Origin of the sequence: Citrobacter sp. KTE30 (assembly GCF_000398825.1) — a bacterium.
Lineage (GTDB): Bacteria > Pseudomonadota > Gammaproteobacteria > Enterobacterales > Enterobacteriaceae > Citrobacter > Citrobacter freundii.
Genome location: NZ_KB976055.1, coordinates 2,226,260 through 2,252,535, shown reverse-complemented (window position 1 = coordinate 2,252,535; position 26,276 = coordinate 2,226,260). Strand labels below are relative to the sequence as shown.

The 26,276-nt window shown below is 51.8% G+C and carries 26 protein-coding genes; 18 read left to right on the top strand and 8 right to left on the bottom strand.

Annotated elements, in window-relative coordinates:
- Positions 1 to 52: 52 nt before the first annotated feature.
- The 3 genes from WC1_RS12340 to WC1_RS12350 all read left to right on the top strand — a co-directional run bounded on the left by WC1_RS12340 (position 53) and on the right by WC1_RS12350 (position 3,637).
- Complete coding sequence (locus WC1_RS12340; RefSeq protein ID WP_003020282.1) at positions 53 to 1,396, top strand: 2-oxoadipate dioxygenase/decarboxylase HglS; 1,344 nt, start codon at positions 53 to 55, stop codon at positions 1,394 to 1,396.
- A gap of 193 nt (positions 1,397 to 1,589) precedes the next feature.
- Complete coding sequence (locus WC1_RS12345) at positions 1,590 to 3,245, top strand: glucan biosynthesis protein D (protein ID WP_003836107.1); 1,656 nt, start codon at positions 1,590 to 1,592, stop codon at positions 3,243 to 3,245.
- 167 nt (positions 3,246 to 3,412) lie between these two features.
- Entirely contained in the window at positions 3,413 to 3,637 is a 225-nt protein-coding gene (locus tag WC1_RS12350; RefSeq protein WP_003020276.1) for an HP1242/YdcH family protein, read from the top strand.
- Positions 3,638 to 3,703: 66 nt separating this feature from the next.
- Here the strand turns inward: WC1_RS12350 and alr are convergent, their stop codons facing one another.
- Positions 3,704 to 4,930, bottom strand: a complete 1,227-nt coding sequence (gene alr, locus WC1_RS12355) for an alanine racemase (RefSeq protein ID WP_016150287.1) — start codon at positions 4,928 to 4,930, stop codon at positions 3,704 to 3,706.
- Positions 4,931 to 5,148: 218 nt separating this feature from the next.
- On the opposite strand from alr, the gene rimL reads away from it, so the two are divergent.
- A complete protein-coding gene (rimL, locus tag WC1_RS12360; RefSeq protein ID WP_016150286.1) occupies positions 5,149 to 5,694 on the top strand; it encodes a 50S ribosomal protein L7/L12-serine acetyltransferase in 546 nt (181 codons plus the stop codon).
- On the opposite strand, the gene ydcK is transcribed toward rimL, so the two are convergent.
- A complete protein-coding gene (gene ydcK, locus WC1_RS12365; RefSeq protein ID WP_016150285.1) occupies positions 5,686 to 6,666 on the bottom strand; it encodes a YdcK family protein in 981 nt (326 codons plus the stop codon). The two genes, rimL and ydcK, sit on opposite strands and share 9 nt — an antisense overlap.
- A gap of 113 nt (positions 6,667 to 6,779) precedes the next feature.
- Here ydcK and tehA point away from each other — a divergent pair, with 113 nt between their 5' ends.
- The 3 genes from tehA (at position 6,780) to WC1_RS12380 (ending at position 9,217) form a co-directional block, all read left to right on the top strand.
- Positions 6,780 to 7,781 (top strand): dicarboxylate transporter/tellurite-resistance protein TehA, encoded by a 1,002-nt coding sequence (gene tehA, locus WC1_RS12370; protein WP_003020259.1) that lies wholly within the window; start codon positions 6,780 to 6,782, stop codon positions 7,779 to 7,781.
- Entirely contained in the window at positions 7,781 to 8,377 is a 597-nt protein-coding gene (gene tehB / locus WC1_RS12375; RefSeq protein WP_016150284.1) for a tellurite resistance methyltransferase TehB, read from the top strand. The genes tehA and tehB overlap by 1 nt, the downstream gene beginning before the upstream one ends.
- A gap of 168 nt (positions 8,378 to 8,545) precedes the next feature.
- Positions 8,546 to 9,217 carry a DUF3313 domain-containing protein gene (locus tag WC1_RS12380; RefSeq protein ID WP_003020253.1) on the top strand — a complete coding sequence of 224 codons (672 nt, stop codon included), beginning with the start codon at positions 8,546 to 8,548 and terminating at the stop codon, positions 9,215 to 9,217.
- 37 nt (positions 9,218 to 9,254) lie between these two features.
- On the opposite strand, the gene WC1_RS12385 is transcribed toward WC1_RS12380, so the two are convergent.
- The gene (locus WC1_RS12385; protein ID WP_016150283.1) at positions 9,255 to 10,163 is read right to left on the bottom strand and encodes a DMT family transporter; all 909 of its coding nucleotides are present in this window, start codon (positions 10,161 to 10,163) and stop codon (positions 9,255 to 9,257) included.
- Between the two features lie 185 nt (positions 10,164 to 10,348).
- Here WC1_RS12385 and WC1_RS12390 point away from each other — a divergent pair, with 185 nt between their 5' ends.
- Positions 10,349 to 11,218, top strand: coding sequence for an AraC family transcriptional regulator (locus WC1_RS12390; protein WP_003836123.1), 870 nt, complete (start codon positions 10,349 to 10,351; stop codon positions 11,216 to 11,218).
- Here the strand turns inward: WC1_RS12390 and WC1_RS12395 are convergent.
- A complete protein-coding gene (locus tag WC1_RS12395) occupies positions 11,201 to 12,367 on the bottom strand; it encodes a benzoate/H(+) symporter BenE family transporter (RefSeq protein WP_016150282.1) in 1,167 nt (388 codons plus the stop codon). The genes WC1_RS12390 and WC1_RS12395 overlap by 18 nt on opposite strands.
- Before the next feature lie 104 nt (positions 12,368 to 12,471).
- Between WC1_RS12395 and WC1_RS12400 the strand changes: the two genes are divergently transcribed.
- Together WC1_RS12400 and WC1_RS12405 are read left to right on the top strand one after the other, a co-directional pair.
- Entirely contained in the window at positions 12,472 to 13,008 is a 537-nt protein-coding gene (locus tag WC1_RS12400; protein WP_003836127.1) for a helix-turn-helix domain-containing protein, read from the top strand.
- 79 nt (positions 13,009 to 13,087) lie between these two features.
- Positions 13,088 to 15,055 (top strand): peptidase U32 family protein, encoded by a 1,968-nt coding sequence (locus WC1_RS12405; RefSeq protein ID WP_016150281.1) that lies wholly within the window; start codon positions 13,088 to 13,090, stop codon positions 15,053 to 15,055.
- Here WC1_RS12405 and WC1_RS12410 read toward each other — a convergent pair.
- The 4 genes from WC1_RS12410 to WC1_RS12420 form a co-directional block, all read right to left on the bottom strand.
- On the bottom strand, positions 15,052 to 15,282 hold the full coding sequence (locus WC1_RS12410) for a DUF2554 family protein (protein WP_003020233.1): 231 nt from the start codon (positions 15,280 to 15,282) through the stop codon (positions 15,052 to 15,054). The genes WC1_RS12405 and WC1_RS12410 overlap by 4 nt on opposite strands.
- 189 nt (positions 15,283 to 15,471) lie before the next feature.
- Entirely contained in the window at positions 15,472 to 15,597 is a 126-nt protein-coding gene (locus WC1_RS23655; RefSeq protein WP_003020230.1) for a DUF2474 domain-containing protein, read from the bottom strand.
- Complete coding sequence (gene cydB, locus WC1_RS12415; protein ID WP_003020227.1) at positions 15,597 to 16,607, bottom strand: cytochrome d ubiquinol oxidase subunit II; 1,011 nt, start codon at positions 16,605 to 16,607, stop codon at positions 15,597 to 15,599. Before cydB ends, WC1_RS23655 begins: the two co-directional genes overlap by 1 nt.
- On the bottom strand, positions 16,607 to 18,010 hold the full coding sequence (locus WC1_RS12420; RefSeq protein ID WP_003020224.1) for a cytochrome ubiquinol oxidase subunit I: 1,404 nt from the start codon (positions 18,008 to 18,010) through the stop codon (positions 16,607 to 16,609). The genes cydB and WC1_RS12420 overlap by 1 nt, the downstream gene beginning before the upstream one ends.
- Positions 18,011 to 18,273: 263 nt before the next feature.
- Here WC1_RS12420 and WC1_RS23650 point away from each other — a divergent pair, with 263 nt between their 5' ends.
- From WC1_RS23650 to patD, 8 genes are all read left to right on the top strand, one after another.
- Positions 18,274 to 18,450, top strand: a complete 177-nt coding sequence (locus tag WC1_RS23650) for a type II toxin-antitoxin system HicA family toxin (protein ID WP_003020221.1) — start codon at positions 18,274 to 18,276, stop codon at positions 18,448 to 18,450.
- 46 nt (positions 18,451 to 18,496) lie between these two features.
- Positions 18,497 to 18,913, top strand: coding sequence for a type II toxin-antitoxin system HicB family antitoxin (locus WC1_RS12425; RefSeq protein ID WP_123924900.1), 417 nt, complete (start codon positions 18,497 to 18,499; stop codon positions 18,911 to 18,913).
- A gap of 92 nt (positions 18,914 to 19,005) precedes the next feature.
- Positions 19,006 to 20,415, top strand: a complete 1,410-nt coding sequence (locus tag WC1_RS12430) for an aminotransferase-like domain-containing protein (protein ID WP_016150280.1) — start codon at positions 19,006 to 19,008, stop codon at positions 20,413 to 20,415.
- A gap of 327 nt (positions 20,416 to 20,742) precedes the next feature.
- Entirely contained in the window at positions 20,743 to 21,888 is a 1,146-nt protein-coding gene (gene ydcS, locus WC1_RS12435; protein WP_003020212.1) for a putative ABC transporter substrate-binding protein YdcS, read from the top strand.
- A gap of 16 nt (positions 21,889 to 21,904) precedes the next feature.
- Positions 21,905 to 22,921 carry an ABC transporter ATP-binding protein gene (locus WC1_RS12440; RefSeq protein ID WP_003020210.1) on the top strand — a complete coding sequence of 339 codons (1,017 nt, stop codon included), beginning with the start codon at positions 21,905 to 21,907 and terminating at the stop codon, positions 22,919 to 22,921.
- Positions 22,922 to 23,866, top strand: a complete 945-nt coding sequence (locus WC1_RS12445; RefSeq protein ID WP_003843727.1) for an ABC transporter permease — start codon at positions 22,922 to 22,924, stop codon at positions 23,864 to 23,866.
- Positions 23,856 to 24,662 carry an ABC transporter permease gene (locus tag WC1_RS12450; RefSeq protein ID WP_003020204.1) on the top strand — a complete coding sequence of 269 codons (807 nt, stop codon included), beginning with the start codon at positions 23,856 to 23,858 and terminating at the stop codon, positions 24,660 to 24,662. The genes WC1_RS12445 and WC1_RS12450 overlap by 11 nt, the downstream gene beginning before the upstream one ends.
- Positions 24,663 to 24,683: 21 nt before the next feature.
- A complete protein-coding gene (patD, locus tag WC1_RS12455) occupies positions 24,684 to 26,111 on the top strand; it encodes an aminobutyraldehyde dehydrogenase (RefSeq protein ID WP_016150279.1) in 1,428 nt (475 codons plus the stop codon).
- The last annotated feature ends 165 nt before the right edge of the window (positions 26,112 to 26,276 follow it).

Genomic DNA, 26,276 nt, shown 5'->3' with positions numbered 1-26,276 from the left:
AGTCAGCGGTGTTTTCTACACTCCAGGTAATATTCACTGGAGGCATGACATTATGGCGAACACCATCACGGCAGATGAGATTCGGGAACAATTTTCGCAGGCAATGTCAGCAATGTACCAGCAGGAAGTCCCGCAATACGGCACGTTGCTGGAACTTGTCGCTGATGTGAATCTGGCGGTACTGGAAAATAATCCGACGCTGCATGAAAAACTGGCGAATGCGGATGAACTGGCCCGGCTAAACGTTGAGCGCCATGGCGCTATTCGAGTGGGTACCGCGCAGGAGCTTTCTACGCTGCGCCGAATGTTTGCCGTTATGGGCATGTATCCGGTGAGTTATTACGATCTCTCCCAGGCAGGCGTCCCCGTACATTCCACAGCCTTTCGTCCCATCGACGATGCCTCGCTATCGCGCAACCCGTTTCGGGTATTCACCTCGTTATTACGGCTCGAACTAATCGAAAACGCCGCGCTGCGGCAAAAAGCCGCTGAGATCCTCGCGAAACGCGACATTTTCACTCGCCGTTGTCACGAGCTGCTGGATGAATTTGATGCGCAGGGCAGTTTTACATCTGAACAGGCGCAAGAGTTTGTGCATGAAGCGCTGGAAACATTCCGCTGGCATCAGCACGCCACGGTCGATGAAGAGACCTATCACGCATTGCATAACGAACACCGGCTGATTGCTGATGTAGTGTGTTTCCCCGGTTGCCATATCAACCACCTGACGCCGCGTACGCTGGATATCGACCGGGTGCAGTCGATGATGCCGGAATGCGGCATTGAACCGAAAATACTGATTGAAGGGCCGCCACGCCGCGAGGTGCCCATTTTATTACGTCAGACGAGTTTCAAAGCGCTGGAAGAACCGGTGTTGTTTGCCGGTGAAATGCGCGGCACTCACACGGCACGTTTCGGTGAAATCGAACAGCGCGGTGTGGCCCTGACGCCGAAAGGCAGAGCGTTATACGACGAATTGCTGAATAAAGCGGGAACGGGGAAAGACAATCTGACGCACCAGTTACATCTTCAGGAGGTGTTCAAGGCGTTCCCGGACAGTGAGTTTCTGCTGCGCCAGCAGGGACTCGCCTGGTTTCGTTATCGACTGACGCCATCAGGCGAAGCGCATCGCCAGGCAATCCGTCCGGATGACGACCCGCAACCGCTCATTGAGCGAGGGTGGCTGGTTGCGCAACCCATCACTTACGAAGATTTTTTACCGGTGAGCGCCGCAGGGATTTTCCAGTCCAATCTGGGGAATGAAACGCAGGCTCGCAGCCACGGGAATTCCAGCCGCGACGCGTTTGAACAGGCGCTGGGTTGCGCGGTTTATGATGAGTTTGCGCTGTATCAGGAGGCGCAAGAGCGAAGTAAACGTCGGTGTGGTTTACTTTAATGGAATTTACATGGGATTCGGTCTGTTCCCATCGACATAAAATATTTTCGATTTTGTACAGATAATCGGCGACCAACAATTGGATTATTAATGAATTTTGTCTAGAGTGAGCGGTCAGAAATGTGCACTCTCTTGCCGCTGATTTTGACCGGCGCGGGACCATTTACACGACCAGAAGGACTCACTTTCAGGCATGAATCGCAGACGATTTATTAAAGGTTCAATGGCAATGGCCGCCGTGTGCGGAACCAGTGGTATTGCATCACTCTTTTCCCGCGCCGCCTTTGCGGCAGAGTCTGACATTGCAGACGGAAAAACCGTACGTTTTGATTTTTCCGTTCTGCAATCGATGGCCCATGACTTAGCACAGAAACCCTGGGGCGGCGCACCGCGCGCGTTACCGGACACGCTGGCGAAACTGACGCCGCAGGCCTATAACAGCATTCAATATGACGCAGAGCAGTCTCTGTGGAACAACGTTGAAAATCGTCAGCTTGATGCGCAGTTCTTCCACGTGGGAATGGGTTTTCGTCGCCGTGTACGCATGTTCTCGGTTGATGGCAGTACGCATATGGCGCGTGAAATTCACTTCCGTCCGGAACTGTTTAAATATAACGATGCGGGCGTGGATACCAAACAGCTGGAAGGGCAGACTGACCTCGGATTCGCCGGGTTCCGTGTTTTTAAAGCGCCAGAACTGGCCCGCCGCGATGTCGTTTCTTTCCTGGGTGCCAGCTATTTCCGCGCCGTGGATGACACCTATCAGTACGGTTTATCGGCCCGCGGTCTGGCGGTAGATACCTACACCGACAGCAAAGAAGAATTTCCTGATTTCACCTCTTTCTGGTTCGAGACGGTTAAACCGGGCGCAACCTCCTTTACCGTGTATGCACTTCTCGACAGCCCAAGCGTAACCGGTGCATTCAAGTTCGTGATCCACTGCGAGAAAACGCAGGTGATTATGGATGTGCAAAACCACATCTATGCGCGCAAAGACATCAAGCAGCTCGGCATTGCGCCGATGACCAGCATGTTCAGCTGCGGTAACAATGAGCGTCGAATGTGCGACACTATTCACCCGCAAATTCATGACTCCGATCGTCTGGCGATGTGGCGGGGCAATGGCGAGTGGATCTGCCGCCCGCTGAATAACCCGCAAAAGCTGCAGTTCAACGCCTATACCGATAACAACCCGAAAGGGTTTGGCTTGCTGCAACTCGATCGCGACTTCTCCCATTACCAGGACATCATGGGCTGGTATAACAAGCGTCCAAGCCTGTGGGTCGAACCGCGCAACCAGTGGGGCAAGGGGACCATCGGCCTGATGGAGATCCCGACGACCGGCGAAACGCTGGATAACGTTGTCTGCTTCTGGCAGCCTGAGAAGAAGATCAAAGCCGGCGATGAGCTGGAATTCAAATATCGCCTGTACTGGAGCGCTCAGCCACCGGTGCGTTCACCGCTGGCTCGTGTGATGGCGACCCGGACAGGCATGGGCGGTTTTCCGGAAGGATGGGCGCCGGGCGAGCACTACCCGGAAAAATGGGCGCGCCGTTTTGCCGTTGATTTTGTTGGTGGCGATCTAAAAGCTGCTGCGCCGAAAGGCATTGAACCGGTGATTACGCTCTCAAGCGGTGAAGCGAAACAGATTGAGATCCTCTACGTGGAGCCAATCGACGGTTATCGCATACAGTTTGACTGGTATCCGACCTCTGACTCAACCGATCCGGTAGATATGCGTATGTTCCTGCGTTGTCAGGGTGACGCCATCAGCGAAACCTGGCTGTATCAGTACTTCCCACCAGCGCCGGATAAACGTCAGTACGTTGACGACCGCGAGATGCGTTAATCACTCTCTTTACGGCTCTCCTGATGGGGAGCCGTATCTGCATTCATCCTCATAACGACTCTGTACACTATTTACTCGATCCTGTTCGCATTTTTCTGTATGGCAAATGGGTACTCTGTGAGTGTGTATTTCTTATACACGTTCTTGTCCACTAACAGGGAGAAAGTATGTTTCCAGAATACAGAGACCTTATTTCCCGACTGAAATCCGAGAACCCTCGCTTTCTGTCCTTATTCGAAAAACACAACAGCCTTGATCATGAGATCTCCAGACTGGAAGGTTCGGATGGTCGGGGGTATAGCTTGGACATTGTTCGTCTTAAGAAACAGAAACTCCACCTGAAGGAAGATTTGCTCAAAATTTTGCAAAGAGAGAGTGTCAGTGAGAGCTAAGTAGAATGGCGCTTGCTGTGTAAAAGGGCTTCCAGCGAGAAAAGGAAGCCCTTCCTGTTTTAGGTGTTAATCGACCATCACGCGTTTGTTCGTCGCCCCCCAGAGGATCGACATTTCAGTGAACAGCGCGCCGCTAATTTCTTCGACTTCTTCTGCGCTAACCTGCGCATTTCCCTGTTTACCGAACAGTATCACTTCATCGCCAGATGCAACCTGCGGTAAATCGGTCACATCGACGATCACGGTATTCATGGATGTTTTACCCAGGACCGGAACCCGCTGGCCGCGGATCAGCACGTGTCCCGCGTTACTGAATACACGGCGATAACCATCGGCATAACCTGTCGGGATATTGGCCAGAACGGAATCACGTTTAAGGGTATAGGTTCTGTCATATCCGACGGTGTTTCCTTTGGGGTAATGGTTTACCGACGCGATGGCGGATTTAAATGTCATGACGCGTTTGTATTCGGTGCTGGCGATGGTATCGCCATAAAAAATACCGCCAACACGGACCATGTCGAGCCAGGATTCAGGAACGGTCAGGGTGGCGAACGTATTCGCAACATGCAGGGTGACATCTTCGCGTTTAAGCCCGGTAATTTTCAGTACCTGGGCCGATTGCGTATTGAAACGGGCCAGATCGCGTTTTACCACTGCCGCATCTTCTTCCGGGAAATGCGACATGATGCCAACAATTTTCAGGCCGGGTAATGCGGAAATAGCGTGGGCTTCTTCCAGACCTGCGGCGGTACTGACTTCCAGACCGTTACGCGACATACCGCCAGAGTTCAGTGCCAGATGAATACGAATGATTTTACCTTTCTCCTGAGCAATGGCACTCAGACGCTTAGCCATATCCAGATTACCGATCAGCTCTTCGGTATCGAAGTCCGCTGCCTGGCGCATCTCTTTTTCCGTCGCGTTGCGAACGCGCATGAGCTGTGATGTATAGCCTGACTGGCGAACGGTTCTAATCTCCTCATTGCTGGCGATGCCAATACACTGCACGCCGTTTTGCATCATCACCGGCGTTACCAGTGAGAGATCGTGGCCATACGCGTCTCCTTTAAGAATGGCGCACATCCGGGTTTTATCTGCCAGCAGTTGCTGAACTTTATGAATGTTATATTCCAGTGCGCTACGGGAAATTTCCAGCGTGGTATTATCCACGACCTGTTGCTGATTGACTGCAAAGGGAACGGGGCCTGCTTGAGTGGAGGAAACGGGTTGGTGACAGGCGGTAATCAGTAAAAGCGGAATAAGTGCTAAACGACCCAAAGGTGCTGCCATGCTTGCTCCTTAGCAATAAAGTGAAAGTGTTATTGTCATCATTACGGTCTATCCATGAGGGGATACCCGGATCACCAGAGTAACGGGTTCCACGCCAGAGATTCTTTCTAAGTGATTGCTGTTACAGCATAAAAATAAGACCTCCCCGACTCTAAACAGAGTAATATCGGCTACTGCCAGTCAGAAATGCCCCGTTTACGATTGCAAAGGAGATAAACATGTCAGAAATAATTATCGTTAGTGACGCGCTGGAACTGCGTGCCGTCGAAGAACAACACGTCACCCCTCTGCATCAGTTGGTGCTTAAAAATAAAGTCTGGCTCCAGCAGTCGCTGAACTGGCCGCAGTTTGTGACGTCTGAGGAGGACACCCGCAAGAATGTGCAGGGCAATATGATGTTGCACCAGCGCGGCTACGCCAAAATGTTCCTTATTTTCGAACAAGGGGAGGTGGCTGGCGTTATCTCGTTTAACCAGATAGAACCGCTGAACAGAGCCGCTTATATTGGTTATTGGCTGGACGAAGATCACCAGGGCAAAGGTATTCTGTCTCAGGCGCTACAGGCATTGATTCAGCATTATGCGCAGCGCCAGGAGATTCGCCGCTTCGTGATTAAATGTCGTGTAGATAACGTCAAGAGCAACCAGGTGGCGTTGCGTAATGGCTTCCAACTGGAAGGATGCTTACGACAAGCGGAGTTCCTCAATGGCGATTACTATGATGTGAATCTCTATGCCCGCATCATTGATGACTCTTCAGAATAAACCGGCGATAGGGGTGCGCGTAATACGTTGTTCGCCGTTGATCACTTTTGGCCCGCGCAGATGGATCGCATCGCCATCAAAGGCTTCAACTTGGGCCTGACCGGTTATCTCAATATGATGCTCGATCAGCACTTCACCCAGAATACAGGCGTGGCCTTCAATCAGGATGTGCCCATCCAGCAGAATTGGGCCGCCGCGTAATTTTGCATGCCCCCCGACCAGCACATGGTGCTTCAGCACACAGTTACCTTCAACCTCCGCGTGTTCCGCCACCTGCGAGCTATAGCGCAGGGTAGGAATGGCGTCTTCATCAGTTCCGGCGATGACACGCGCATGTCCATAGACTTTAGCGCAATCGCAGATCCAGACATTATTCTCTTCGTTACCTTCTACCCGTGCAAAATCAAAAACTTCAGCCCGATGTTCTATAAAGGCATAGTTGATAATTGCATCACCATAGATCTGCACCTGATGCACCACGCGTGAATTGCTGACTGTCGCTCGATCGTAAATTTGCAGGAGCTGGTCGTTTTCACGAGTTAGTCCTTTGGCGGCGATAATTTCAGAGTCACACACAATGCGCGCATCACCGCAGAGAAGGCACTCACCGCGAACAACAGAATCCCGAATGGTGACGTTGTCACGTATTTGCGCGTTATCGCTGATTTCTGCTCGGTCAATCCAGGCGGCATCACCAATCTGCGCGCCATCTCTGACCACGCTTGCCTGTGTAATACGGGCATTTCCGGATATCGTCGCGCCGGAAAACGCGAGCGCATTCTCATCGTAAATCCAGCAATCACCACTTTGCGAAAGCACGCTTTCATCATCAATCCAGCCACCGAGCGTACCGGCTTTAACATCATTAAAATCAATGAGCGCAATTATCTGGCGTAGTAATACGCTCTTTTTATTGCCATTATCCTGGTAACTAAAGGCGCGAGGTTCATCGCCCAGACGATATTTGGTCATAGCTCATTTCCATGTTGCGCACCTTAGTTAAACGTAGCAAAGTTTTCCGCACTGGCTAAATTCGTGGAAATTCCATAAAATGCATTTCAAATATACTTTAAAAAATAAACAAAATGAGTAAGAGCAAGCAAAGTGAGCGAGTCCTCAATCTTCCGGCCGGTTATTTTGGCATGGTACTGGGCATCATCGGGATGGGGTTCGCGTGGCGATATGCCAGCCAGGTATGGCCTGTAAGCCACTGGATTGGCGACGGTTTAGTGATCCTTGCGATGGTCATCTGGGGATTGTTGACGCTGGCCTTTATTAGTCGTTTACTGCGTTTTCCTCATAGCGTACTGGCGGAAATTCGTCATCCGGTGATGAGCAGTTTTGTCAGTCTGTTTCCGGCTACAACGATGCTGGTCGCGATTGGTTTTGTCCCGTGGTATCGACCGCTGGCGATTGTGTTGTTCAGCATCGGCGTGGTGATACAACTGGCGTATGCAGCCTGGCAAACGGCTGGATTATGGCGTGGCGAGCACCCGGAAGAGGCCACCACACCGGGTCTGTATCTGCCAACCGTTGCCAATAACTTTATCAGCGCCATGGCCTGTGGTGCGCTTGGCTTCAACGATGCCGGGTTGGTGTTTTTGGGCGCAGGGGTATTTTCCTGGCTCAGTCTCGAGCCGGTTATTCTGCAGCGTTTACGAAGCTGCGGCGAGCTGCCGACGGTTTTACGGACTTCACTTGGTATACAACTGGCGCCTGCGCTGGTCGCCTGTAGCGCGTGGCTTAGTGTGAACGGTGGCGAGGGAGATACGTTAGCCAAAATGCTGTTCGGCTATGGTCTGCTGCAACTTCTGTTTATGCTACGCCTGATGCCGTGGTATTTGTCACAGCCGTTTAATGCGTCTTTCTGGAGCTTCTCGTTCGGCGTGTCGGCACTGGCGACTACGGGGCTGCATTTAGGGCACGGCAGCGAGTCAGGTTTTTTTCATACGCTGGCGATCCCGCTGTTTATTTTTACCAATTTTATCATTGCGCTATTACTGATACGTACGTTTGCATTGCTGATGCAGGGAAAACTGCTTATTCGCACCGAACGTGCTGCATTACTGAAATCTGAGGATAAATAATGATCCGTTGTGACGAAAACTACTTTACTGAGAAATATGATTTGACCCGCACGCATTCCGATGTCGTCGACGCGGCAAAAATTGTTGCCCCGGGCAAAACGTTAGATCTGGGCTGCGGGAATGGCCGTAACAGTCTGTACCTGGCGGCCAACGGTTATGACGTTACCGCATGGGACAAGAATCCGATGAGCATCGCCAATCTGGAACGCATTAAAAACGCGGAAGGGCTGACTAATCTGCACGCTGAGGTGGCGGATCTCAATGTGCTAAACTTTGACGGTGAATACGATTTTATTCTTTCTACCGTGGTGATGATGTTCCTGGACGCGAAAACCATCCCGGGCCTGATTGAAAATATGCAGCGCTGCACCAACCCAGGTGGGTATAACCTGATCGTCGCGGCAATGGATACCGATGATTTTCCGTGCACCGTTGGGTTCCCGTTTGCGTTTAAAACAGGGGAGTTACGCCGCTACTACACAGGTTGGGATCTGCTGAAATATAACGAAGACGTAGGTGAACTTCATCGTACGGATGAGCACGGCAACCGAATTAAACTACGCTTTGCAACAATGCTGGCGCGTAAAACGGTCTGACCTGCCCATTTGTGATAACTCTTTCTACGTACAGCATTTTTTTTGTGCTGAATATTAAGAAAACGTTAAGATAAAATTGTGCGGGCCTTACCATTTTTAGTTCATCCAAAATGATTTCCTTTTGCTATTATTTCAGATGCATATCTGCAAATACTAAGGGATCGTTCCATGCGTGCTCAAACTTTATTTAAAGTTGCAGTGCTTACGGGTTTACTGGCGTTATCAGGCTGTGCTTCAAAAATAACGCAGCCTGATAAATATTCAGGTTTTTTAAAAGATTACTCCGGCCTGAAGGAAACAAAATCTGCAACCGGACAGCCGGTGCTGCGTTGGGTTGATCCCAACTTTAATGAGTCTAAATACGATAACATCGTTTATAACCCGATCACGTATTATCCGGTTCCTAAACCAACCACCCAGGTCGGTCAGCAGGTTCTTGATAAGCTGTTGAGCTATACCAATACCCAAATGAAAACTGCCCTGGCAAAACGTAAACCGCTGGTTACGACGCCAGGCTCGCGCAGTCTGATTTTCCGCGGGGCAATCACCGGTGTTGCTACCAGCAAAGAAGGGCTGCAGTTCTATGAAGTGGTCCCGGTTGCACTGCTCGTTGCGGGTACGCAAATGGCGACGGGGCACCGTACCATGGATACGCACCTCTTTTTCGAAGGTGAGTTGATTGATGCGGCAACCAATAAACCTGTCATTAAAGTTGTACGTCAGGGTGAAGGCAAAGACCTGAACAACGAAAGTACGCCGATGGCGTTCGAAACGTTGAAGAAAGTTGTTGATGACATGGCGACTGATGCTTCCATGTTTGACGTAAACAAAAAACAATAATAACGAAGAACGCACCATCCCTGGATGGTGCGTTTTTTTATGCCGCCCGGCGACGATATACGAGTTTACCCATCAGCGTTTCTGGTCGGGCAAACATCACCAGATTCCCCAGCAAAATCAATACTAATCCTACAATCGCATTAACCTGCCAGACATACCCTTCATACAACGTAGACAGCGTTAGCGCCACCAGTGGAAAAAGCAGTGTACTGTATGCCGCTTTACTGGGACCAATGCGTCCGACCAGCGTGAAATAGGCGCCGAAGGCGATTACCGAACCAAAAATAGCCAGATACAACAGCGCACTGAAATAACTGAAGGTCCACTGTGGCGTGAAGCTGTCGCCGCGCACCAGCGCAATGGTAGCAATCAACACGGTGCCGTACAGCATCGCCCAACTGTTGGTGGTCATCACCTCGAGACCTTTTTTCTGATGACGCAGACTTATCATATTGCCCAGTGAGAAACCAAAAGTGCCGAGGGCGCTTAAACCAATCCCCAGCAGCAGCGAGTGATTCAACCCGCTGTTGACCAAATCCTGCCAGAACAAGGTGACGATACCTGTCAGCCCCAGCCCGGCGGCAACATAAAAGCGTCCTGGTGGTTTTTGACCAAAAAACAGGTAGCTATTAACCGCATTGAACAGGACCGCCATCGAGAAAATGACGGATTCGAGACCGGTATTGATCCACGCAGCGGCAGTGTAAAAACACCAGAAGTTAAAGCAAAAAACGCATCCACCTTGTAACAGACAAAACAGATGGTCGCGTCCGGAAAGCTTACGCAATTTCCCGCTGATCAGCAGGATGGCTATCATCACGGTGCTGGCGATGGCAAAGCGCCAGAAGATGGAAACCGGCGCCGCAACCGGGCCTTGTTGCAGGTAAATCGCAATCCATGTCGTTCCCCAAATCACCACCACCAGGCAGTACAACAGTCCGTTCATACAACTCTCTCTTTTTGGTCTTCAGGCGCACACTGTGCCACGTCGGGTAGCAGGGGGCTTTCATCGGCTTGCGGTGGACTTGCAAAATCTTGCGCTTTTTTTAGTGTAAAGGTGAAAAGGAAGCTGTTAACGATATGTAGCTGATATAGACTGAAAGCCTGCTAACTTATTTTGAATGTGATGGTATGTCTCAGCCCTACGGTGCCTTTGAAAACTTACGCAAACACAATGCCGTGCTGCACGAGTCGGTTGCGTTACATTCGGGGATCCAACTGGCTGCCTGGTCAAACAAGCGCGACACCATTACCCAGTATTGCGATCACCACACGCTCAGTTTATACATCGCGGATGGCTACGAGAGTTATCACAAAACGGCGGGAGGCTGGAAGAATGGCGGCGGACCGGATCGTTTTTGCCTGATGCCAAAAGAGAGTGAGTCCAGTTGGGATATTCGTGACGATCTTTCCTTTGTTCATCTCTATTGTACCGACGCTCACCTGCGCGAAGTGGGTGAAAAAGTCTGGGACAAAAGCCCTTATAGCTTCACGCTGGACGAGCATACTTTTGGCAGCGACCCGGGGATCACGGCGGTTTACCGTCAGTTTTTGCTTGGTAACGACTGGCTGCAACCCGCTAATCACCTCACGCTTAGCGCGGCATCTTCACTACTGTTAACGCATCTGATCCAGCATTACAGCAACGTTCAATGGCGGCTTCCCGTTGTCACCGGAGGGCTTGCACCTGCCACCTTGCGTAACGTGCTGGCCTATATTGAAGCACATCTGGCGTATCCCATAACGTTGAGCGATCTGGCTGGTGAGGCAGCGCTAAGCGAATTCCATTTTGCCAGAATGTTTCGCCAGTCGATGAATATGGCGCCGCATCAGTACGTCATGCAACGCCGTATGGCACTGGCGCAGCAACTGGTCTGTTATTCATCACGCAGTCTGTCGGATATTGCAATGGCCTGCGGATTTAGCTCGGCGAGTCATTTCAGTAACCGGTTTAAACAAGTGACAGGTAAAACACCAACGCAGCTACGCGCGGCGAAATAACGTCAACACTGCGTAGCAAATACCGCCGACAACCAGCCCCCAGAATGCAGACCCAATGCCAAATACCGTCAGACCACTGGCCGTAACCAGAAAAGTTACGATGGCCGCATCGCGTTCAGCTTCATTATGTAAGGCTTGATATAAACTACCGCTAATCGTGCCGAGTAATGCAAGACCAGCAAGCATCTGGATCCAGCTTACGGGCAGGGCTGCCATCAGTCCTGTAACCGAACCGCCAAACACCCCAGCCAGAAGATAGAAGACGCCTGCTGCCGCTGCGGCGAGCCAGCGCCGATTTGCATTCGGATGCGCTTCAGGACTTTGGCAAATTGCGGCGGTTATGGCGGCGATGCAGATGGAATAGACGCCAAAAGGTGAAAATAGCAGCGCCAGTAGACCCGTAAAAACAATCAGAGGGGAAACGGGTAACGAATATCCTGATGCTTTCATGGTCGCAATACCGGGGGCATTTTGCGAAGCCATAGTGACCAGAAATAACGGTAGTGCAATGCTGATACTCTGGGCTAATGAAAAGTGCGGGGTAATAAACGCTGGGATAACCGGTGACAGATTAACATCATTAGTGACAATGTCACCTTTCATCAAGGCGATGGCAATACCCACTAACATCGCAGCGATAACGGCATATCTTGGGGCAATAACTTTTAGCACCAGCCATGCCACCAGCATACTACCGCACAAAATAAGCTCACTGTTCAGGCTATTAAATGCCTGCAAACCAAAACGCAGTAAGATCCCAGCCAACATGGCTGATGCCAGCGAGTGGGGAATGATTTTCATCAGGCGGGCAAACAGTCCGGTTACGCCGCACAGCACAATCAGCGCGTTAGCCACGATAAAAACGCCGATGGCATCCTGAATAGATACCCCGTGCAGGCCCGTCACCAGCAGCGCGGCACCGGGCGTTGACCATGCGGTAAGTACAGGAGCGCGATACCACAATGTCAGCACCAGCGTACTGACTCCCATTGCTAACCCCAGTGCGGTCATCCAACCTGCAATTTGCCCGGTAGTCGCACCTGCGGCGAGTGCCGCTTGCCAGATAATGGCCGCCGAACTGGCATAGCCAACCAGGACCGCCACAAAACCCGATAATACAGTGGGCAGGGGGATGGAGAATGCACGCATATTCACTCCGTGTGCGTTATAACGGTCAATCACTGTAGCACTGTGCGTTATAGCGTACAAGTGCTAAACTGTAGCCCCGAGTAAGGAGAGCGACGAAGGAGAAAATGGACAACTTAACCCACTATCTGGCCACAACGCTCAGGACATTACGTCACCAGCGGGAATGGAGTCTTTCGCGTCTGGCGGAGGAAACTGGCGTCTCAAAAGCGATGCTGGGGCAGATTGAACGTAATGAATCCAGTCCAACGGTGGCGACATTGTGGAAAATTGCCACTGGGCTGAACGTCCCGTTTTCAACGTTTATTTCACCACCAGAGTCAGACGGCACGCTAACATTCGATCCCCAGCAGCAGGCAATGGTCGTCACGCCGTTGTTCCCGTGGGATCCTCAACTGTGCTTCGATCATTTTTCGATACTATTGGCGCCCGGCGCGCTCAGTGAATCTACTCCGCATGAGACCGGCGTAATAGAGCACGTGGTGGTGATTAATGGTCTGCTGGATATGTGTATTGAGGGGCAGTGGCGCACCCTTAAATCTGGTGAGGGTGTCCGTTTCGCCGGAGATATGGCACACAGTTACCGTAACAGCAGCGAACAAACGGTGCACTTTCATTCGCTGATCCATTACCCGCGCAGTTAATCGGGAAAACTATTCCGAAAAGCTGCGCTTGTGACTACAATAGCCGCCATTTTTACCGCTTGTGGATGGTAACAACTGTATGCGCCAGCAGCCTCATCACCTTGAATTGTTAAGCCCGGCTCGGGATACCGCCATTGCGCGTGAAGCCATTTTGCACGGCGCTGACGCCGTTTACATTGGTGGACCGGGTTTTGGCGCGCGCCATAACGCCAGTAATAGCCTGAAAGATATCGCCGAACTGGTGCCTTTCGCCCATCGCTATGGGGCGAAAATCTTTGTGACGCTAAATACTATCTTGCACGATGATGAACTGGAACCCGCGCAGCGGTTAATTACCGATTTGTATCAGACCGGTGTTGATGCTCTGATCGTACAGGATATGGGGATCCTGGAACTGGATATTCCCCCGATTGAACTGCATGCCAGCACCCAATGTGATATTCGCAGCGTTGAGAAGGCGAAATTTCTTGCTGATGTCGGATTCACCCAGATTGTCCTTGCGCGCGAACTGAGCCTTGAACAAATTAACGCCATCCATCAGGCTACCGATGCGACCATTGAGTTTTTCATTCACGGCGCGCTGTGCGTTGCCTATTCAGGTCAGTGTTATATTTCACATGCGCAAACCGGACGCAGTGCTAACCGTGGCGACTGTTCCCAGGCTTGCCGTCTGCCGTATACCCTGAAAGACGATCAGGGACGCGTGGTGTCCTATGAAAAACACCTGCTGTCGATGAAAGACAACGATCAGACCGCCAACCTCGGCGCATTGATTGACGCAGGTGTGCGTTCCTTCAAAATTGAAGGGCGCTATAAGGACATGAGTTATGTAAAGAATATTACCGCGCATTATCGCCAGATGCTCGATGCCATCATTGAAGAGCGCGGCGACCTGGCCCGTTCATCAGCGGGACGTACCGAACATTTCTTTACCCCATCCACGGAGAAAACCTTCCATCGTGGCAGCACCGATTATTTTGTGAATGCCCGTAAAGGGGATATCGGCGCATTCGACTCACCAAAGTTTATCGGTTTGCCGGTCGGCGAAGTCCTGAAGGTGGCGAAAGATCATCTCGATGTTGAGGTGACAGAACCGCTGGCTAACGGGGATGGCCTGAACGTGTTAATCAAACGTGAGGTTGTTGGATTCCGCGCCAACACCGTGGAAAAAACGGGGAACAATCGTTATCGGGTATGGCCGAATGAAATGCCTGCCGATCTGCACAAAGTGCGTCCGCATCATCCGCTGAATCGCAACCTCGATCATAACTGGCAGCAAGCGTTAACCAAAACCTCCAGCGAACGCCGTGTTGCGATCGATATTGAGCTCGGCGGCTGGCAGGAGCAGTTGATTCTGACGCTCACCAGTGAAGAGGGCGTGAGCATCACCCATACGCTGGATGGCCAGTTTGAGGAAGCGAACAATGCGGAAAAAGCGTTGAGTAACCTACAGGACGGACTGGCAAAACTTGGGCAGACGATGTACTACGCCCGCAATATTCAGGTGAATCTGCCGGGCGCGCTGTTCGTGCCAAACGGTCAACTAAATCAGTTACGACGTGAAGCCGTTGATATGCTGGATACAGCGCGCCTGCAAAGCTATAAGCGCGGCAGCCGCAAACCAGTATCCCAGCCAGCGCCGGTTTATCCGCAAACGCACTTGAGTTTCCTGGCTAACGTCTACAACCAAAAAGCGCGTGAGTTTTATCACCGTTATGGCGTTCAGTTGATTGATGCAGCCTATGAAGCGCATGAAGAAAAGGGCGAAGTACCGGTGATGATCACCAAACATTGCCTGCGTTTCGCCTTTAACCTGTGTCCGAAACAGGCGAAAGGGAACATCAAGAGCTGGAAAGCGACACCAATGCAACTGGTTAACGGCGATGAAGTCCTGACGCTGAAATTTGATTGCCGACCGTGCGAAATGCACGTGATCGGCAAGATGAAACATCACATTCTGAAGATGCCGTTGCCGGGTAGCGTCGTGGCTTCGGTCAGTCCGGAAGAACTGATGAAGACACTGCCGAAGCGTAAGGTTAATCGTTAGCTCAGATGCGTATCGGGTTTGCGTGATTTTTGCCAGTGATGGTGTTCACGAAGATCGGCGGCGGATTCTTCCGCCGTCACTCGCAGCTCATCGCTGTCGGCCGTGTGTCGTAGTAAATGATCGGCATCCTGCACCTGAAGATATTCATGTCCCTGATTAGTAGCGAAAAGTTGACCGGAAAAAAGCGCGCTGGCCAGCAATAACACTGTTAACCCTTTCTTAAACATCATGCACCCTCTGGTACGTTAGCTGCGGAATTGGCGATAATTTCGCCTGGTGACTATTCAATATTTTAATCGGGATAATGACAATCTCTGTTTTGTCATTTCGATGTTTTTTACATTTTTGTTTAGTCGATGTTGGGTTTTGTAACACCCGGGCAGTGCAGCGCTGCCCGGGTGTTATCACGGAGAGATTCAGGACTTAAATCCGGCGGCCGTCATCAGGAGACGAAAGAACATGCCAACAGCGGCGAGGGCCAGCACGCTGCCGCCCCAGAGGATCACCAGCCACATCAGGCGTTTCCAGATTGTTTGTTGCATCAATGATACCCCTCACCATGTTGAACTTTGCCGCGGAAAACGTAGTAGCTCCAGAAGGTGTACACCAGGATTATCGGGATAATCAGCAGTGCGCCAACCAACATAAAGCCCTGACTCTGTGCCGGAGCCGCCGCTTGCCAGAGCGTAATGGACGGCGGAATGATGTGTGGCCAGATACTGATCCCCAGTCCGCTAAACCCGAGGAAAATCAGCCCCAGTGTCAATACAAAAGGCAGCGTATGGCAGTTATGTTGCCCCAGTGAACGCCACAGCCAGATACTGATAAGCGCAACCAGCAGCGGAACCGGCATCAGGAACCACAGGTTGGGCAGACTAAACCAACGCTCGGCAATCGCGCTATGCGCCAGTGGTGTCCACAGGCTGATAATGGCAATCACAATCAACATTGCCAGCAGCAGTTTTTTGGCCACGCGACGCATTTTATCCTGCAACGGATTTTCACTTTTCATCACCAGCCATGTCGCCCCCAGCAGGGCATAGGCTACAACCAGGCCAACGCCGCAGAACAACGTGAACGGGGTCAACCAGTCGAAAGGACCGCCGCTGTAGCTGCGTCCGGTAACGGAAAATCCGTTGAGTACGGCACCCACCACCACGCCCTGGGTGAATGTCGCCAGGATTGAACCGCTGAGAAAGGCTTTATCCCAGAATGGTCGATGCGCCGGCGTGGCCTTGAAGCGAAACTCAAACGCGACGCCGCGAAAAATCAGGCCGATTAGCATCAGGGTCAACGGGATCGTCAGCGCATCGACAATCACCGCATAGGCCAGCGGGAACGCGCCAAATAACCCGGCCCCGCCCAACACCAGCCAGGTTTCATTCCCATCCCATACGGGAGCGACGCTGTTAACCATCACATCGCGGTCATCAGCGTCCTGAATCGCGGGGAATAAAATGCCAATCCCGAGATCAAAACCGTCCATCACGATATACATCAGCGTGGCGAACACGATAATCACAAACCAGATAACTGATAAATCGATACCCATTAGCGATGAGCCTCCGGTTGAGAATCAAGGACGGCAGCCGAAAGCGGCCGGGCAGGCGTGCCGGTTGGCGGAATTGTTGGGTCATCTTCATGTGGCCCCTTGCGGATCAGGCGTATCATGTAGCTGTAACCCACACCAAACACTGAGCTGTACACCACAAAGAAGGACAGCAGGCTGATGCTCATATGTAAATCACCATGTGCGGAAACCGCATCCGCCGTACGTTGCAGACCGTAAACCACCCACGGTTGACGGCCAACTTCAGTGGTCACCCAACCGGCAAGGATGGCAATCAGACCTGAGGGGCCCATCCACAAGGCAAAGCGCAGGAAAGGGCGCGAGGTGTATAAACGCTGCTTATAGCGCAGCCACAGGGCAAAAGCGCCCAGCAGGATCATCAGCATGCCTAGCCCGGCCATTATGCGAAACGACCAGAACACCATAGTTGAGTTAGGCCTGTCTTCTTTAGGAAACTCTTTTAGTGCCGGGACCTGTTTATCCAGACTATGGGTCAGAATCAGACTGCCCAGCGCCGGGATTTCCAGCCCATAGCGAGTGCGCTCTTGCTCCATATCCGGCCAGCCGAAGAGTAGTAGCGGGGTTGGTTCGCCGGGCGGATTTTCCCAGTGCCCTTCAATCGCAGCAATTTTTGCCGGCTGATGCTTCAACGTATTCAAACCGTGCATATCGCCAATCAAAGCCTGCAGTGGGGCGACGATTAACGTCATCCATAGCGCCATTGAGAACATGGCGCGAATAGCCGGGGTGTTGTTCCCGCGCAATAAATGCCATGCCCCCGACGCTGCGACAAACAACGCACTGCTGAGGAAAGCGGCAACGGACATATGCAGCAAACGATAAGGGAATGAAGGATTGAAAATAACGGCGAACCAGTCAACGGGAACGACCTGGCCGTTAACTATTTCATAGCCTTGCGGTGTCTGCATCCAGCTGTTAGAGGCGAGGATCCAGAAGGTTGAAATAATGGTACCCAGTGCGACCATGCAGGTGGCAAAGAAGTGAAGCCCTGGGCCAACCCGGTTCCAGCCAAACAGCATTACCCCGAGAAAACCTGCTTCAAGGAAGAAGGCGGTGAGCACTTCATAGGTTAGAAGCGGCCCGGTGATGCTACCGGCGAACTCGGAAAAACCACTCCAGTTGGTACCGAACTGATAAGCCATCACCAGCCCAGAAACTACACCCATACCAAAGTTTACGGCGAATATTTTCGACCAGAAATGGTATAGCGAACGCCAGGTGGGATTTTTCGTCTTTAGCCATAACCCCTCAAGTACTGCCAGATAACTGGCGAGGCCGATGGTAATGGCCGGAAAGATGATGTGAAAGGATACCGTAAACGCGAACTGGATCCTCGCCAGGTGAAACGCGTCAAGACCGAACATGCTTAACTCCGCAGGCAAAATTGATTTGGCGCAATTCTAAGCCTGAGAAGCAATGCGGGGCAGAAACAGAACAGTTCTTTTTAACCATAACAGTTGCAGTGCTGTTATAGGTTGTACACGCTGATATGAAATCTGGAAGCTGGATTCCTGTTATTAGATAGCGTCCTCCCCACGTTAGTGATTTTGCGATATTAATAGCAAGGTAATTAAAAGGTAATCATAAATGTTTACTTTGTGTGTATAATAGACGACAGGGAGGCGCAGTGAAGCAAAGTGAGTTTAGACGCTGGCTTGAATCTCAGGGAGTTGCTGTTACAAACGGCTCAAATCATCTGAAACTGAGATATCAGGGAAGGCGTAGCGTTATGCCCAGACATCCAGGTGATGAAATAAAAGAAGCCTTGCGAAAAGCGATTATTAAGCAGCTTGACTTACAGTAATCATCATCACTACAAGGTTGATTATATGAGAGATTTTGAAAATCCTATGCGTTATCCTGTTACTCTAACACCGGCAGTGGAAGGTGGGTTTGTGGTTTCTTTCCCGGATATTCCGGAAGCATTAACTCAGGGAAATACTCGCCATGACGCTTTGCAGGCCGCGCAGGCGGCATTGATTACCGCTTTTGAATTCTATTTCGACGACAACGAGGCGATTCCACTCCCTTCGGCGGTTAGCGCTGAAGATGACTACGTAGAAATACCGCTGAGCGTTGCGTCTAAGGTTCTTCTGCTGAATGCCTTCCTTGAATCAAAAATCACCCAGCAGGAGCTGGCGAACAGGATCGGCAGACCTAAGCAGGAGATCACCCGTTTATTTGATTTAAAGCACACGACAAAAATTGATGCCGTGCAGATTGCTGCGCGCGCCTTAGGCAAAGAGCTGGCGTTAACGATGTTGTAAAACTGTTAACTATAACAGTTATAAAAAACACCCTGATTATGTAAACTGATATACACAGTGATTGTCACCGACACCGGTAATCAGGATCAAAAATGAAAAAGTACCAGCGACTGGCAGAGCAAATTCGCGATCAAATTGCGTCTGGTGTATGGCAGCCAGGCGATCGCTTGCCTTCCTTGCGTGAGCAAGTGGTCAGCAGCGGAATGAGTTTTATGACCGTCGGACACGCATACCAGTTGCTGGAAAGCCAGGGGCGGATTATCGCCCGGCCGCAGTCTGGTTATTATGTCGCCGCGCGCCCCGAACGTGAACTGGCAGCGCCGCAGGTGCAGGTCACGCGCGACGAAGCGGTGGATATCAATACCTATATTTTTGATATGTTGCAGGCCAGCCGGGATGCGTCAGTGATGCCCTTTGCCTCCGCATTCCCCGACCCGCGTCTGTTTCCACTTCAACAGTTGAACCGCTCGTTGGCGCAGGTGAGTAAAACCGCCACCGCCATGAGTGTGATTGAAAACCTGCCCCCGGGGAATGCTGAGCTGCGTCATGCCATTGCCCGTCGCTATGCTCAACAGGGGATGACCATTTCACCGGACGAAATCGTCATCACCACCGGCGCGCTGGAAGCCCTCAACCTGAGCCTGCAAGCAGTCACTGAACCGGGTGACTGGGTGATTGTCGAAAACCCCTGTTTTTATGGGGCGTTGCAGGCCCTGGAGCGATTACGTCTGAAGGCGCTGTCGGTAGCCACCGACGTTAACGAGGGGATCGATCTTGCCGCGTTGGAGCAGGCGTTGCAGGAATATCCGGTAAAAGCCTGCTGGCTAATGACCAACAGCCAAAATCCGCTGGGTTTTACGCTCAGCGCAGAGAAAAAGGCGCGTCTGGTTGCCTTGCTGGAAAAATACCACGTAATGCTGATTGAAGATGATGTTTACAGCGAGCTGTACTTTGGCCGCGAAAAACCGCTACCAGCCAAAGCCTGGGATCGTGCCGATAGCGTTCTGCATTGTTCGTCTTTCTCGAAGTGTCTGGTGCCAGGATTTCGTATTGGCTGGGTGGCAGCAGGGAAACATGCCCGGCGTATTCAGCGACTCCAGCTAATGAGCACCTTATCTACCAGTTCGCCCATGCAGCTTGCACTTGTTGATTATCTTTCAACCCGGCGCTATGACGCGCATTTGCGACGCTTGCGTCGGCAACTGGCTGAACGTAAACAACAGGCCTGGCAAACGCTGCTGCGTCATCTTCCGGCGGAAGTCAAAATTCACCACAACGACAGTGGTTATTTTCTGTGGCTGGAGCTGCCGGAACCGCTTGATGCTGGTGTGCTCAGTACCCATGCGCTGGCACACCACATCAGCATTGCGCCGGGGAAAATGTTCTCGACCTCGGGAAGCTGGACACGTTTTTTTCGTTTTAATACTGCATGGCACTGGGGAGAGCGCGAAGAGCAGGCCGTAAAACAGCTTGGCAAATTAATTCGTGAAATGATGAAATAAACCATAACGCGCTATTCAATATAAATGAATAGCGCATTCTTATTTTCGAAATAGTGAATGTTGAACCACGGTATTATTTATATCGGGTGCGGCCATACAAAATATCAATAGTTAATACTATTGCCACCTCTGCGTCTAACTCCTTGTCTATACTCCAGAAGATTACCCCCAGGTCAGAGTCTGTAGCGTAATGAGCGTTAGCTCACAACCTGATTAAATTTCCTTGCACCAGCAGGAACGCTTACCACACCCCGACTATTTTTAGAAAAGGACATATATTTACGGCAAGGCTGCCGCTCAATATTTTTTCGACAGGAGTAAGACGTTATGAGCAAGCAACTTGCCCTCAGTAGCCTGTGTGCCTTCAGCATGACGCTGATGACTGCGCAGGCAGCCGAACCCCCCACATCATTAGATAAACCGGAAGGCCGCCTGGATATTATTGCCTGGCCGGGTTATATCGAACGTGGGCAAACCGATAAACAATATGACTGGGTCTCGCAGTTTGAGAAAGATACCGGCTGTGCGGTCAATGTAAAAACGGCGGCCACCTCTGATGAGATGGTCAGCCTGATGGCTAAAGGCGGTTACGACTTGGTAACCGCTTCTGGTGATGCCTCACTGCGCCTGATAATGGGAAAACGCGTTCAGCCGATTAATACTGCGCTTATCCCTAACTGGAAAACCCTTGATCCGCGAGTGGTAAAAGGGGAGTGGTTTAACGTTGGCGGTAAAGTTTACGGTACGCCATACCAGTGGGGACCAAACCTGCTGATGTATAACACCAAAACCTTCCCAACGCCGCCGGACAGCTGGAACGTGGTATTCGTTGAACAAAATCTGCCTGACGGGAAAAGCAATAAAGGTCGCGTTCAGGCTTACGATGGCCCGATCTATATTGCCGACGCCGCATTATTCGTTAAAGCCACCCAGCCGCAGTTGGGTATTACCGACCCCTATCAGCTCACTGAAAAACAGTATCAGGCGGTGATCAAAGTCCTGAGCGATCAGCACGCGTTGATCCATCGCTATTGGCACGATACCACCGTGCAAATGAGCGATTTCAAAAACGAAGGCGTAGTGGCGTCAAGCGCCTGGCCTTATCAGGCTAACGCCTTGAAAGGCGAAGGTCAGCCAATTGCCACGGTCTTCCCAAAAGAGGGGGTTACCGGATGGGCTGATACCACCATGCTGCACAGTGAAGCGAAACACCCGGTTTGCGCTTACAAATGGATGAACTGGTCATTAACCCCGAAAGTACAGGGCGACGTAGCCGCCTGGTTTGGTTCTCTGCCAGTGGTGCCTGAAGGTTGTAAAGCCAGCCCGTTACTGGGTGAAAAAGGCTGTGAAACCAACGGCTATAGCTATTTTGACAAAATTGCCTTCTGGAAAACGCCAATTGCCGAAGGTGGAAAATTCGTTCCTTACAGTCGCTGGACGCAGGATTACATCGCCATTATGGGTGGTCGTTAATTCCGCTGGGGGTTTTATGACGTACGCAGTGGAGTTTCATAACGTCTCGCGTTTGTATGGGGATGTTCGTGCAGTGGATGGGGTGAGTATTGCGATTAACGACGGTGAGTTTTTCTCTATGCTGGGGCCATCCGGCTCCGGCAAGACCACCTGTCTGCGCCTGATTGCCGGGTTTGAGCAACTGTCAGGCGGCGCGATCACTATTTTTGGTAAACAGGCCAGCGAATTACCGCCCTGGGAACGGGACGTCAATACGGTATTTCAGGATTACGCGTTATTCCCGCACATGTCGATCCTCGACAACGTCGCCTATGGGCTGATGGTTAAAGGCATTGATAAAAAACAACGCCACGCGAAAGCACGTGAAGCACTGGATAAGGTCGCACTCGGTTTTGTTTATGAACGTAAACCCTCGCAGCTTTCCGGTGGGCAACGTCAGCGTGTGGCTATTGCCCGGGCGCTGGTCAATGAACCGCGCGTCCTGCTGTTGGATGAACCGCTCGGAGCATTGGATCTCAAACTGCGTGAGCAGATGCAGCTGGAGCTGAAAAAATTACAGCAATCCCTTGGCATCACCTTCATCTTTGTCACCCACGATCAGGGTGAAGCCCTGTCGATGTCCGATCGGGTGGCGGTGTTTAATAACGGTCGCATCGAACAGGTGGATTCTCCGCGTGAACTTTACATGCGTCCGCGGACGCCGTTTGTGGCAAGTTTCGTCGGAACGTCAAATGTCTTTGATGCGACGATGTCGGCGAACGTTTGTGGGCTACAGGGTATGTTCTCCCTACGTCCCGAACATATTCGCTTGAATGATGCCGGAGGAGAAGTCCAGGCCCGGGGTGTTATTCAGGCGGTGCAGTATCAGGGGGCGGCGACGCGGTTTGAGCTGAAACTTGCCGGAGGGGAAAAACTGCTGGTTAGCCAGGCGAACCTGACGGGAGAAATGCTACCGTCAACGTTGTCGCCGGGTCAGCAGGTGATGGCATCGTGGTCCCGCGACGTGATGGTACCGCTGGTTGAGGAGAGGTGAATGGCTATGAACGTCTTACATTCGCCTCCACAGTCGACAAGCCTGAACCGGATCTCAGGTTACTTCTGGCGTAATCCGGGGATGGGGCTGTTTTTGCTGCTCCTTGGACCACTGATGTGGTTTGGCATTGTCTACTTCGGCTCATTATTGACGCTGTTGTGGCAAGGTTTTTATACCTTCGACGATTTCACTATGTCGGTCACGCCGGACCTGACGCTGGCGAATTTGCAGGCGCTGTTTAATCCTGCTAACTACGACATCATTTTGCGTACCCTGACGATGGCGGTGGCGGTCACCATTGCCAGCGCGATTCTGGCGTTTCCGATGGCGTGGTATATGGCGCGCTATACCAGCGGCAAAATGAAAGCCTTTTTTTACATTGCCGTAATGTTGCCAATGTGGGCCAGCTACATCGTTAAAGCCTATGCGTGGACGCTGCTGTTAGCTAAAGACGGTGTGGCGCAGTGGTTTTTAACCCATCTTGGGCTGGAGCCGCTACTGCTTTCGTTCCTGACGCTGCCTGCGGTAGGTGGCAATACGTTGTCAACTTCAGGCTTAGGGCGCTTTCTTGTGTTCGTCTACATCTGGCTGCCGTTTATGATCCTGCCGGTACAGGCCGCGCTGGAGAGACTTCCGCCGTCACTGTTACAGGCCTCCGCTGATTTGGGCGCGCGTCCGCGTCAAACCTTCCGCTATGTGGTCCTTCCGCTGGCAATACCCGGTATCGCTGCGGGATCTATCTTTACCTTCTCTCTGACGTTGGGCGACTTTATCGTGCCACAGTTGGTGGGACCACCAGGCTATTTCATCGGCAACATGGTGTATTCGCAACAAGGGGCGATCGGCAATATGCCGATGGCGGCGGCATTTACTCTGGTGCCGATTGTGTTAATCGCACTGTATCTGGCGTTCGTGAAGCGTCTGGGAGCTTTCGATGCACTCTGAACGCGCGCCCTGGTTACTCAAACTGGCGGCATGGGGCGGGGTTATTTTCCTGCACTTTCCCATCCTCATCATCGCCACCTATGCTTTTAATACTGAGGAGGCTGCTTTTAGTTTTCCACCGCAGGGATTAACGCTGAAGTGGTTTAGCGTTGCGGCGCAGCGTAGCGATATCCTGGAGTCTGTGACGTTGTCACTTAAGATCGCTGCGTTGTCGACCGCTATTGCCCTTGTTCTGGGGACGCTGGCCGCGGCCGCGCTGTGGCGTAGGGACTTTTTTGGCAAAAGTGCAATATCGCTGTTGCTACTGTTGCCGATCGCGCTGCCGGGCATTATTACCGGCCTTGCGCTGTTGACGGCGTTTAAAACCATCAACCTGGAACCGGGTTTTCTCACGATCGTAGTGGGCCATGCGACGTTTTGCGTGGTGGTGGTGTTTAACAACGTTGTGGCGCGTTTTCGCCGTACCTCATGGAGTCTGGTTGAAGCGTCTATGGATCTTGGCGCCAACGGCTGGCAAACCTTTCGTTACGTCGTGCTGCCCAATCTGGCATCGGCACTACTGGCGGGCGGGATGCTGGCGTTTGCCTTGTCGTTTGATGAAATCATCGTGACAACGTTCACCGCCGGACATGAAAGAACACTTCCGCTGTGGCTGCTTAATCAATTGGGCCGTCCACGGGATGTGCCGGTCACCAACGTTGTGGCATTGCTGGTAATGCTGGTGACAACACTGCCAATTTTAGGGGCCTGGTGGCTAACGCGTGAAGGCGACACTCTCGCCGGAAACGGTAAATAAACGACGATATGGGAAATTGCTATGCAACATCAATTACTGATTAATGGCGAGCTGGTCAACGGTGAAGGTGAAAAGCAGCCAGTCTATAACCCTGCCACTGGTGAACTCATTCTGGAGATTGCTGAGGCGTCAGCCATGCAGGTTGATGCCGCGGTGCGTGCGGCAGACACCGCGTTTGCCTCCTGGGGGCAAACCACGCCGAAAGTCCGCTCTGAACTGCTGCTGAAACTGGCGGACGCTATTGCCGATAACGCGCAAACCTTCGCTGAGCTGGAGTCACTTAACTGCGGTAAGCCACTGCACTGTGTCCTTAACGATGAAATTCCAGCTATTGTCGACGTTTTTCGCTTCTTTGCCGGGGCGGCTCGAACTCTGCAAGGACAGGCGGCCGGAGAGTATCTGGAAGGACATACGTCGATGATTCGCCGTGATCCGCTCGGCGTGGTGGCCTCTATTGCTCCGTGGAACTATCCGCTGATGATGGCGGCGTGGAAGCTGGCTCCAGCGTTGGCTGCGGGAAACTGTGTGGTGATTAAACCATCAGAAATTACCCCGCTGACGGCGCTTAAATTGGCTGAATTTGCCAAAGATATTTACCCGGCTGGCGTTATCAACGTCCTGTTTGGTCGCGGTAAAACGGTGGGCGATCCGCTGACCGGCCATGAAAAAGTCCGCATGGTTTCTCTGACTGGCTCCATTGCAACCGGTGAACACATTATTCAGCACACCGCGCCGTCAATTAAGCGCACACATATGGAACTGGGCGGCAAAGCTCCGGTGATCATTTTTGATGATGCCGATCTGGATGCGGTAGTGAGCGGCGTGCGGACCTTTGGTTATTACAATGCCGGGCAAGACTGTACCGCCGCTTGTCGAATCTATGCCCAAAAAGGCATTTATGACGCGTTGGTTGAGAAACTCGGCGCCGCGGTTGCCAGCCTGAAAATTGGTGCGCCGAACGACGAATCGACGGAACTGGGACCGGTAAGTTCGCAGGCACATCTTGATCGCGTGACTAAAGCTGTCGATGAGGCCAAAGCCCTGGGGCATATCAAAGTTATCACCGGCGGCAAGAAAGTGGATGGCGCAGGCTACTACTTTGCCCCAACGCTGCTGGCCGGGGCGAAGCAAGAAGATGCCATCGTGCAGCGGGAAGTTTTCGGCCCGGTGGTCAGCGTGACCGTATTTGATGATGAAGACCAGGTGCTGGCGTGGGCAAATGATTCGAAATACGGACTGGCATCTTCCGTCTGGACCCGGGATGTTGGGCGTGCGCATCGCTTTAGCGCTCGCCTGCAATATGGTTGCACCTGGGTCAATACCCATTTCACGCTGGTTAGCGAGATGCCGCACGGTGGGCAAAAACAGTCTGGGTATGGCAAGGATATGTCGGTTTATGGGCTGGAAGATTACACTATTGTTCGCCATGTCATGATCAAGCATGAGTAATCTTTTAAGCGCGAGCGGTAAATGGGGCACGGATAGCTAAATATCGGCAAACGTGTGTCTATACTATTCGCGCCACTGGCCTCGTCGCCATCGGACGGCGGTAAGTTGGAAATATCCGCGAGGTCAGGCTAATTGATAAAATAAAGCCCCAGCATATTGCCGGGG

Coding starts and splice junctions, on each gene's coding strand:
- WC1_RS12340 (WP_003020282.1), top strand. CDS start 53: ATGGCGAACACCATCACGGCAGATGAGATTCGGGAACAATTTTCGCAG.
- WC1_RS12345 (WP_003836107.1), top strand. CDS start 1,590: ATGAATCGCAGACGATTTATTAAAGGTTCAATGGCAATGGCCGCCGTG.
- WC1_RS12350 (WP_003020276.1), top strand. CDS start 3,413: ATGTTTCCAGAATACAGAGACCTTATTTCCCGACTGAAATCCGAGAAC.
- alr (WP_016150287.1), bottom strand. CDS start 4,930: ATGGCAGCACCTTTGGGTCGTTTAGCACTTATTCCGCTTTTACTGATT.
- rimL (WP_016150286.1), top strand. CDS start 5,149: ATGTCAGAAATAATTATCGTTAGTGACGCGCTGGAACTGCGTGCCGTC.
- ydcK (WP_016150285.1), bottom strand. CDS start 6,666: ATGACCAAATATCGTCTGGGCGATGAACCTCGCGCCTTTAGTTACCAG.
- tehA (WP_003020259.1), top strand. CDS start 6,780: ATGAGTAAGAGCAAGCAAAGTGAGCGAGTCCTCAATCTTCCGGCCGGT.
- tehB (WP_016150284.1), top strand. CDS start 7,781: ATGATCCGTTGTGACGAAAACTACTTTACTGAGAAATATGATTTGACC.
- WC1_RS12380 (WP_003020253.1), top strand. CDS start 8,546: ATGCGTGCTCAAACTTTATTTAAAGTTGCAGTGCTTACGGGTTTACTG.
- WC1_RS12385 (WP_016150283.1), bottom strand. CDS start 10,163: ATGAACGGACTGTTGTACTGCCTGGTGGTGGTGATTTGGGGAACGACA.
- WC1_RS12390 (WP_003836123.1), top strand. CDS start 10,349: ATGTCTCAGCCCTACGGTGCCTTTGAAAACTTACGCAAACACAATGCC.
- WC1_RS12395 (WP_016150282.1), bottom strand. CDS start 12,367: ATGCGTGCATTCTCCATCCCCCTGCCCACTGTATTATCGGGTTTTGTG.
- WC1_RS12400 (WP_003836127.1), top strand. CDS start 12,472: ATGGACAACTTAACCCACTATCTGGCCACAACGCTCAGGACATTACGT.
- WC1_RS12405 (WP_016150281.1), top strand. CDS start 13,088: ATGCGCCAGCAGCCTCATCACCTTGAATTGTTAAGCCCGGCTCGGGAT.
- WC1_RS12410 (WP_003020233.1), bottom strand. CDS start 15,282: ATGTTTAAGAAAGGGTTAACAGTGTTATTGCTGGCCAGCGCGCTTTTT.
- WC1_RS23655 (WP_003020230.1), bottom strand. CDS start 15,597: ATGCAACAAACAATCTGGAAACGCCTGATGTGGCTGGTGATCCTCTGG.
- cydB (WP_003020227.1), bottom strand. CDS start 16,607: ATGGGTATCGATTTATCAGTTATCTGGTTTGTGATTATCGTGTTCGCC.
- WC1_RS12420 (WP_003020224.1), bottom strand. CDS start 18,010: ATGTTCGGTCTTGACGCGTTTCACCTGGCGAGGATCCAGTTCGCGTTT.
- WC1_RS12425 (WP_123924900.1), top strand. CDS start 18,497: ATGCGTTATCCTGTTACTCTAACACCGGCAGTGGAAGGTGGGTTTGTG.
- WC1_RS12430 (WP_016150280.1), top strand. CDS start 19,006: ATGAAAAAGTACCAGCGACTGGCAGAGCAAATTCGCGATCAAATTGCG.
- ydcS (WP_003020212.1), top strand. CDS start 20,743: ATGAGCAAGCAACTTGCCCTCAGTAGCCTGTGTGCCTTCAGCATGACG.
- WC1_RS12440 (WP_003020210.1), top strand. CDS start 21,905: ATGACGTACGCAGTGGAGTTTCATAACGTCTCGCGTTTGTATGGGGAT.
- WC1_RS12445 (WP_003843727.1), top strand. CDS start 22,922: ATGGCTATGAACGTCTTACATTCGCCTCCACAGTCGACAAGCCTGAAC.
- WC1_RS12450 (WP_003020204.1), top strand. CDS start 23,856: ATGCACTCTGAACGCGCGCCCTGGTTACTCAAACTGGCGGCATGGGGC.
- patD (WP_016150279.1), top strand. CDS start 24,684: ATGCAACATCAATTACTGATTAATGGCGAGCTGGTCAACGGTGAAGGT.